Genomic DNA, 8,144 nt, shown 5'->3' with positions numbered 1-8,144 from the left:
CCTCTGAGTTTGTTGCCATTGGCATCGACGGCATCCACGCCGTTATCATCGACCGTACCATCGCCTCTGAGTTTGTTGCCATTGGCATCGACGGCATCTACACCGTTGTCATCGACCGTACCATCGCCTCTGAGTTTGTTGCCGTTGGCATCGACGGCATCTACACCGTTGTCATCAACACCATTGCCAAACCCACGGCCGCCATGGCGTTCGCCACCCGCGTGTTGTTCCCCACCGCCATGCCGCTCGCCGCCTGCATGCTCGCTCTGGCCGCTCTCGTGGTCACCGCCGCTGCCTCTATCGTTGCCGCCGCGATTGCTGCCGCCGCCGCTATTGCTGCCACCGCCGCTATCGCTGCCACCGCCGCTATTGCTGCTGCCGCCGCTATCGCTGCCACCGCCGCTATCGCTGCCGCCGCCGCTGTCGCTGCCACCGCCGCTGTTGCCGCCGCCGCTGTTGCCGCCGCCGCTATTGCTGCCGCCGCCGCTGTCGCTACCTCCGCCGCTATCGCTGCCGCCGCCGCTATCGCTGCCACCGCCGCTATCGCTGCCGCCACCCCCGTCGCCATCTTTGTTGTGAACGATCAGCTCATTGGCGATATAGCTGTGGCTGCCATCGAGCAGCAGATTGAAGAGCGCAGTGGTTGGGGGAGCCTCGATCCAGGAGAGAGACTCCACCAGCAGTTGCTCAGGTTGGGGTTGCAGGGCCAGGTTGCCTGTCACGATGCCATGTGCAGGGCGACACAGTATTTGCATGCCGGTAAATAGCGGTAGCACCGTCAACTGCGGATTTTCGATTCGGGTCATGGCGGGGGAGATGGCCGCCCAGCCACGAGTGGTCAGCAGAGGGTGCTCTGCAGTAAAGAATGGGGCCAGATTGTTGATCCCGTAGAGTCTGCGTCCGCCCAGCACAACGTGCTCGACCGCCAGGATCCGGTTACTGCCGCCATGCTGATCCAGCACCTGTTCCCCTGCCCGGAGCGTTTCGATGGGGCGGGTGGAACCATCCGCCATCGTAATGCGGGTGCCAGCGATAAAGCAGGAACTGGCATAAGCCTGATTCATTTGCCACTCATGGTGGGTGAAATCATAACTGAAGGGGGTCGCAAACAGGGCGAGTGCGATGGCCGAGCCAAGCAGTAGTCTGCGCTGGCTGGCTTTGAATGGAGGTTGTGACATGGGGGACTCCTTGTCCATCTTGGTTCACAGGTTCCATTATAGAGTGACCACGGATGGTGGGCCTGTCAGACCATGTACACAATAAACATGATGGAAAAACGATTGGCGTTTGCCACAATAATGCGTAAAATCGCATACTCGATGCTTGTAGCAACGAATCCCGCCTAAAAAGCCAGTTTCATGCCCTCCCCAAGCAGTAAAAGGTAACAGGTGACGCTTTTGTGTTCATTTTGTGCCTTGAAAAAGTCTTGTGATAACTGAAAAGTGATAAATATCCCTGTCAGTTGTCAAAAAATTAAGGACATCCATGTTTTCCTTAGTCAAGCAAAGTGTCGCCGGGCTGCAAATCCTGTTTGTCGCCTTCGGTGCCATGGTTCTGGTGCCCCTGCTCACCGGATTGAACCCCTCCATGGCCCTGCTTGGCGCTGGTGTGGGCACCCTGTTGTTCCAGCTCTGCACTCGCCGCCAGGTCCCGATTTTCCTCGGTTCCAGCTTTGCCTTCATCGCCCCCATCATCTACGCCACCCAGACCTGGGGATTGCCATCCACCATGTTTGGCCTGTTTGCCGCCGGTTTTATGTATTTCATTCTGGCTGCGCTGATCCGGGCAAAAGGGATGGGGTTTGTGCACAAATTGCTGCCCCCTGTGGTGATTGGCCCGGTGATCATGGTGATCGGCCTCTCCGTGGCGCAGGTTGCCTGCAACATGGCGATGGGCCGTGCCGGTGGTGAGCAGGTGGTGCCTGCGGGGACCGCGCTGACGCTGGCCGGTATCTCGCTGGCAGTGACCCTGATTGCTGCGGTGTTCTGCAAGGGGTGGATCAAGCTGATCCCCATCCTGTGCGGTGTTATCGCCGGTTATGTCTCTGCCGTGCTGATGGGCCAGGTGAACTTCGACGGTCTGGTCAACACCCCCTGGCTGGCGCTGCCTCACTTTGAAACCCCGGAGATCAACTGGGCTGCTGCCCTGTTTATGCTGCCGGTCGCCATTGCCCCCTGTATCGAGCATATCGGTGGCGTGCTGGCCATCGGTGGGGTAACCGGACAGGACTACACCAAGAACCCGGGCCTGCACCGTACGCTGGCCGGTGACGGTATCGGCGTCTGCTTCGCCGGTTTCATCGGTGGCCCTCCCGTGACCACCTACGCCGAAGTGACCGGTGCCGTGATGATCACCCGCAACTTCAACCCGGTCACCATGACCTGGGCCGCCGTGTTTGCCATCATTCTGGCCTTCTTCGGCAAGTTCAATGCGCTGCTCACCTCCATCCCTATGCCGGTGATGGGCGGTATCATGCTGCTGCTGTTCGGATCCATCGCGGCCATCGGTCTCAAGACTCTGGTGGAATCCAAGGTGGATCTGGGGCTGTCACGCAATATCGCCATCGTCGCCGTGACCCTGACCGTGGGTGTCGGTGCGCTGGAGATGAAGATCGGTGACTTCGCCCTGGCCGGTGTTGGTCTGGCCTCCGTTGCCGCCATTCTGCTCAACCTGATCCTGCCTGTTCACTCCGAAGAGGGTGTGATGGACGCCGCCAAGGATTGAGTGTCGCCAGACATGTCATTTGATATCCGGAAGGCCACCTCGCGGTGGCCTTCTGTTTTTCGGGTCTCTTACGCCGCTTTTCGGCTCGGCTGAGCCCATCAGGAGCGTAATGTGGAAGCAGATGAGGGGGTTAGCCACGCTATTTGACGTATCGCTTTTCGTGACCTTAGCTAAAGGACAGGTTTGGCTCTGAGGTTACCTCGAGCAGTATGGGAAAATGGATGTTGGCGTTTTCAATCATTTTTCTCCCAAGCCCCTGTCATGGAACGATGCGCTTCTCCTCTGCCACGGCGCTGTTGCACGACATCGGTTTTATCCGCCCCTGTCCACACTCTCCTCTCATGCTGTTTTGGCATGTATCCCACCTCCGTTCGCCATGAGCCTCTCTCGCCGGTGCACTCAGTCACGTGCTGGCGAAATCCGGATCTGTTTGCTGCTGCACATCGGGTGGGCAGCGAGCCGTGGAAACCGGCACGACCCTGTCTGGGTCATGACATTCCAGCCATCCATCATGTCTGGAATACAGGGATGAATGGCAAGCAAAGCGAGGTTGCGATGAACTATCAACTGTTGTGGAAAGGAGCCCTGTTTTCAGTCTCTTCAATGCTGACAATGGGAGCAGTTCAGGCGGCACCACTGAACGTGATGACCGAAGATTACCCGCCTTTTAACATGCAAGGGGAGGGGGGCAAGATTGTCGGCCTCTCCACCGAGGTCGTCGAAGAGCTGCTGAAACGTGCCGGTGTGGAGTACAAACTGACCCTGATGCCTTGGAAGCGGGCTTATGAAGATACCCTCGGTACGCCCAACACTGCGCTTTACTCCACGACGCGTACCCCTGAACGGGAGGCCTTGTTCAAGTGGGTAGGGCCGCTGGTCAATAACAACTGGGTTTTCTTCTCCAGTGCGACAGCCAATATCACGGTCAAGTCGCTGGAAGATGCCAAGCAGTATTCGGTGGGGGGCTATAACGGCGATGCGGCTGCCGAGTATCTCAAGGCGCAGGGATTTTCCAAGTTGCAGCTTGCGGCCAACGACACCGCCAACGTGAAAAAACTGGAGGCGGGACGCATCGATCTCTGGGCGACCGGTCAGTATCTGGCCCCCTATCTGGCCAACAAGGAGAAAGTGGCCTCACCCAAGTCGGTCTTCGTGTTCAAGGAAACCCAGATGAGTTTGGCGTTTAACAAGGATACGCCCGACGAACTGATTACCAAGTTGAATGCGATCCTGGCTGCCATGAAGGCGGATGGCACCATCGACAAGATCAACGCCAAGTACCAATAAGTCGCACTGCACCGGCTGCCGTTAATACCGGGAGGAAGCCATGGATTGGAAAAGTCTGAAGTTCAGGATTGCCGTGCTGACCTCCCTGTCGGTGAGTCTGCTATTGGTGTTGTTTGGCGGTTATAACTACAGCGCCGCCAGGATGGAGAGCTACAGCAAGCAGGCTCAGTTGGTCGATCAGGCTATCAAGCGGCTGCAACTCTCCCTGCCTGGCCCGCTGTGGAATTATGAATCGGCCTTTATCGAGGCATCGCTCAAGTCCGAGCTGGCCGCCGATATGTTGAGTACCCTTCTGGTGGTGAGCAAGGATAAGCTGGTGGCCGGTTTTGCCCGCGATGGTGCAGGTGGCATAGCCCCCGTGGCTGCGCTGCCTGCTGATAGTGCCGCATACAGTGCTCACGATCTGGTTTATGACGACAGCGGACAGAAAACCACGGTGGCCAAGCTGCTGGTGCAAACCAGCGATTTAGCCATTCAGGCACATTTGCGTCAGTTGTTGATCACCACCATCTGGCAAATTGTGGTGCTCGATCTCTGCATCATTGTGCTGTTGATGGTACTCATCCACCGCAATGTGCTCCGGCCGCTCCACCAGATGAATCAAGCTGTGTTCGATCTGGCCCGAGGGGAGGGGGATCTGACCCAGCGTCTCAAGATCCGCCGTCAGGATGAGATGGGCGCGCTGGCCACCAACATCAATCACTTTATTGCCAAGCTGCAGGAGATGGTGGCCGAGATCAACGAGCTCTCTGCCGGTGTGCTGCAGACTGCCGAGCGCTGTGACTCCCTCTCGGCAGATACCCGGCTAGGTAGTGATGCCCAGCAGTCTGAGCTGGATCAGGTCGCGACCGCCATTACCGAAATGAGCCAGGCGGTGCAGGAGGTGGCAGGTAACGCGGTGAAAACCTCCAGCGCCACCGATGAGGCCAACCTCTATGTGGAGCAGGGATACAATCTGGCGGGCCATGCCAATGAGGCTATCCACCAACTGGTGGGTGAGGTGGAACGGGTGGCCATGTTGATGCGCTCCCTCTCGACCGAGAGCAACAGCATTGGCAACATCATTGAAGTGATCAACGGGATTGCCGAACAGACCAATTTGCTTGCCCTCAATGCCGCCATCGAGGCGGCGCGGGCTGGCGATCAGGGGCGCGGTTTTGCAGTGGTGGCGGATGAGGTGCGCACCCTGTCGGGCCGCACTCGCCAGTCAACCGAAGAGATCAGTGCCAGCATCAAGCGGTTGCAACAGGCAACCCAGAATGTCGGGGCCGGGATGCAGCTGAGCCAGGATAAGGCATCACAGGCGGGCATCGAGGCGGCAGATGTGCAGGTCTCGGTGGAGAAGATTAAAAATCAGGTCAGCCTGATCCGCGAAATGAACATGTACATTGCACAGGCGTCGGAAGAGCAGCACTCGGTGGCAGAGGGGGTCAGCCACAGCGTCAACAGGATTGCCACCCTGAACAGCGAGGGGGCGGCCAGAGTGGCACAGGTTGCCGAGGCCAGCAGCGATCTGCGTCAGCTATCGGCCCAGCTCGATACATTGCTCAAGCAGTTCCGCGTCTAGCAGGCGATATTGCTCGTCCCCCGTGGGTACACCATCCATGGGGGATAATTTCAAGGCTTGGCAGGGCGGTGGAGATAGCAGGGATGAGTGACCTGGTCATGGGGGGAGTGATTCGGTTTTGCTGCGCCCCGGTAACTGGTTTAAGTGGCAGAATCACCTGTTAACCATCAGCCTCATGGTCTGTTCGGATCGCATACCGACAGCGGCAGACGCATTGTTTCATTTTCCTCTACCATGCTTGCCAGCACCTATTGTGCCGCTGATCCCGACCTATTAGAATTTCGCTTAATTACAGCCAGCGCTGGGTCGCCATTGGGCATCATCAGGCGTGGATACACTCTTCTTCATGATGAATGCATATAAATCAAGGTGGTTGATATGACAGGTGTTGCAGCAGGCAATAACATATCAGCCTATCACTTCGGTGATTATGTTTTTGATCTCAAAAGGCGAGAACTGATCTTCTGTGCCGATAAAGGCAACTTGCAGAGTGCCAAGGTAGTTAGGTTGTCATCGGCAGAGAGCCTGATTTTCAGTTATTTGCTCGATCATCACGACGAGGTTTGCGACAAGGAGCTGCTGCTCGATATCGGGTGGTTGGGTCGTCCCATCAGCCCCAATTCGCTGAACGTGGCCATTGCCAACATCCGCCGTCACTTTGTCTCATCTCCCCAGACGCTGGATATCAGAAGTACGCCGAAAAAAGGCTACTCTCTGCACCTCAACTGCAAGGTGAAAACCTACTACGGTAAACTGGCGTTAGACGAGGGCGGGCTTCATATGTCGCCCGTTTCCGAGGGCGAGCAATCTGCTGCTGCGCCAGTTGTGGTAAATCCACCTGCTCTGCCAGCCAATGCCGCAACAGTCGAGGCGATTCCAGCCACTTCACGTTCGCTAGGGCTGCGCCTCAAACTCGCCTTTTTAAGCTGTATCGGTCGGCCGATGCTGGCCAAGACGCTGATGTATGCCAATCTGGTGCTGGGAGTGCTGGTGGTGTTTGCCGCCAGCTATCTCCATTTCGAGTGGCTCCATGTGCATTGCGCTGATTCGTCGACCGGCGTCGTCTGTCAAATGGAGGCCAAGAGCGAGGTGCCGGTGGTCAAGCCTGCATCGTTGGTATTGATCTCGGGTCATAAAGTGCGCGTGATCTCCTATAAAGAGCTCGAAAAAACGCTGTAAGGGATAACTGATGAAACGAACGCTGAAAAATACCTTACTGTTGTTGCCACTGCTTTTCGTGCTGCTGTTTGTGGTCGGGATGTTTATCAACAGTCTGGGTTGTCATTACGACCTGAAGATGTCGGCCAATGGAGTCAACTATCACGGGGTGTGTCGCTGGGGAAAAATCACCGTGATTGAAGAGGAGGAGGCGACCAAGGAGAAGTGGCGGGTGACCGGCTTTCAATTTACCTTCTTCAACCAGCTTGTTTACCTCATCGACAGTCGTACCCAACTGCATGAGTCGGGTAACGATGACTCCTATCTCAATGAGTACAACCTGATCCAGTCGCAATATGCGCTGGTCAATTACGCCTGGGTGCCGGTGACCGAAAACAAGGTGGCGATCTTCCAACGAGACCCGGTACATGAGGTCGTGATTGCCCAGCGGGATGGCTGGTTCGATCTCTACCGCTGGTTTTTCCCCCCGGCACCGTTGGTGCCAGTTCAGCCGCAAAGTGCAGGCGCTGGGCGCCCCGCTAGTTTCTAAGCAACTTGCACCAGGGGCCGGTGACCTCGCAGTATCCGGTCTCGTCACTATTTTGCCAGCCAAGCCGATGGTAGAAGGCCACCGCCGCCGTGTTGCGGATTGCCACCTTGAGCGCACCATGCGGCGAATCAGCGAGGCCCCGTTCAAGCAGGGCGCGCCCTATCCCCTGACCGTGCCAGTCGTTTGACACATAGAGATGATGGATGAAATGGTCGGGCTGCCAGATGGCGATGAAGCCGCAGATATTGCCCCCCTGTTCGGCAACCCATACCTGCTCTCCCTTGGTCTGCGCTTCGAAATCCTCGAGCTGAAAGCGGGCGGAATCGACCCAGTGAAAGGTGTGGCGGCGGCACTTTAAAAACAGCCGGGCCAGTTGGGGAATGTCTCGTTCTTCCATGAGCCGGATCATGATGCCCTCCCGGAGCAAGCCGCTGTTCGCTGAGGCAGCCGCGCGGCGGCAGGTTAATTTGATGCAAATGACAAGGGTGTGATTAAGCGCTGTCCATTGTATTTGCCATGAGGCTATACTGCCGGAGTCCCATGTATGGATGGCTTGAGGATCGCTGATTTATGGACAATAAACAGATTGAAGGCAACATTTTTGTTCCGGCGCACATAGATGATGTCTGGCACGCCTGGACCACCGAAAGCGGTCTGCGCAGTTTTCTGGCTCCCGAATGTTTGATGGTGGCCGAACCGAATGGCCCGTTCGAGATCTATTTCAGGCCTGATGCCCCCTTGGGCGAACGTGGCAGCGAAGGGTGCCGGGTGATGGCTGTCATGCCCTATGACCTGCTCAGTTTTAGCTGGAATTTCCCGCCCAACTTGCCCCACATCCGTCAGCAGAAGACCCAGGTT

Annotated in this window: 8 protein-coding genes; 6 read left to right on the top strand and 2 right to left on the bottom strand. The window is 56.9% G+C overall.

Annotated elements, in window-relative coordinates; translation table 11 throughout:
* The coding region (locus tag LD28_RS0121705; RefSeq protein WP_033138947.1) for a Hint domain-containing protein at window positions 1-1,178 on the bottom strand (1,178 nt) is incomplete at its 3' end.
* Between the two features lie 307 nt (window positions 1,179-1,485).
* Here LD28_RS0121705 and LD28_RS0121700 point away from each other — a divergent pair.
* The 5 genes from LD28_RS0121700 to LD28_RS0121680 all read left to right on the top strand — a co-directional run bounded on the left by LD28_RS0121700 (window position 1,486) and on the right by LD28_RS0121680 (window position 7,286).
* Entirely contained in the window at window positions 1,486-2,724 is a 1,239-nt protein-coding gene (locus LD28_RS0121700) for a uracil-xanthine permease family protein (RefSeq protein WP_033138946.1), read from the top strand.
* A gap of 555 nt (window positions 2,725-3,279) precedes the next feature.
* Window positions 3,280-4,011 (top strand): transporter substrate-binding domain-containing protein, encoded by a 732-nt coding sequence (locus LD28_RS0121695; RefSeq protein ID WP_033138948.1) that lies wholly within the window; start codon window positions 3,280-3,282, stop codon window positions 4,009-4,011.
* A gap of 40 nt (window positions 4,012-4,051) precedes the next feature.
* Entirely contained in the window at window positions 4,052-5,578 is a 1,527-nt protein-coding gene (locus LD28_RS0121690) for a methyl-accepting chemotaxis protein (RefSeq protein ID WP_033138945.1), read from the top strand.
* A 378-nt stretch (window positions 5,579-5,956) separates the two neighbouring features.
* On the top strand, window positions 5,957-6,757 hold the full coding sequence (locus LD28_RS0121685) for a winged helix-turn-helix domain-containing protein (RefSeq protein ID WP_033138944.1): 801 nt from the start codon (window positions 5,957-5,959) through the stop codon (window positions 6,755-6,757).
* A 10-nt stretch (window positions 6,758-6,767) separates the two neighbouring features.
* Entirely contained in the window at window positions 6,768-7,286 is a 519-nt protein-coding gene (locus LD28_RS0121680) for a hypothetical protein (protein WP_033138943.1), read from the top strand.
* On the opposite strand, the gene LD28_RS0121675 is transcribed toward LD28_RS0121680, so the two are convergent.
* Window positions 7,276-7,695 (bottom strand): GNAT family N-acetyltransferase, encoded by a 420-nt coding sequence (locus LD28_RS0121675; protein ID WP_033138942.1) that lies wholly within the window; start codon window positions 7,693-7,695, stop codon window positions 7,276-7,278. The two genes, LD28_RS0121680 and LD28_RS0121675, sit on opposite strands and share 11 nt — an antisense overlap.
* 161 nt (window positions 7,696-7,856) lie before the next feature.
* On the opposite strand from LD28_RS0121675, the gene LD28_RS0121670 reads away from it, so the two are divergent.
* Window positions 7,857-8,144, top strand: a 288-nt coding sequence (locus tag LD28_RS0121670; RefSeq protein ID WP_033138941.1) for an SRPBCC family protein, incomplete at its 3' end; no start/stop codon positions are given.

Origin of the sequence: Aeromonas finlandensis (assembly GCF_000764645.1) — a bacterium.
GTDB lineage: Bacteria > Pseudomonadota > Gammaproteobacteria > Enterobacterales > Aeromonadaceae > Aeromonas > Aeromonas finlandensis.
This window is presented reverse-complemented; position numbering and strand designations above follow the sequence as displayed.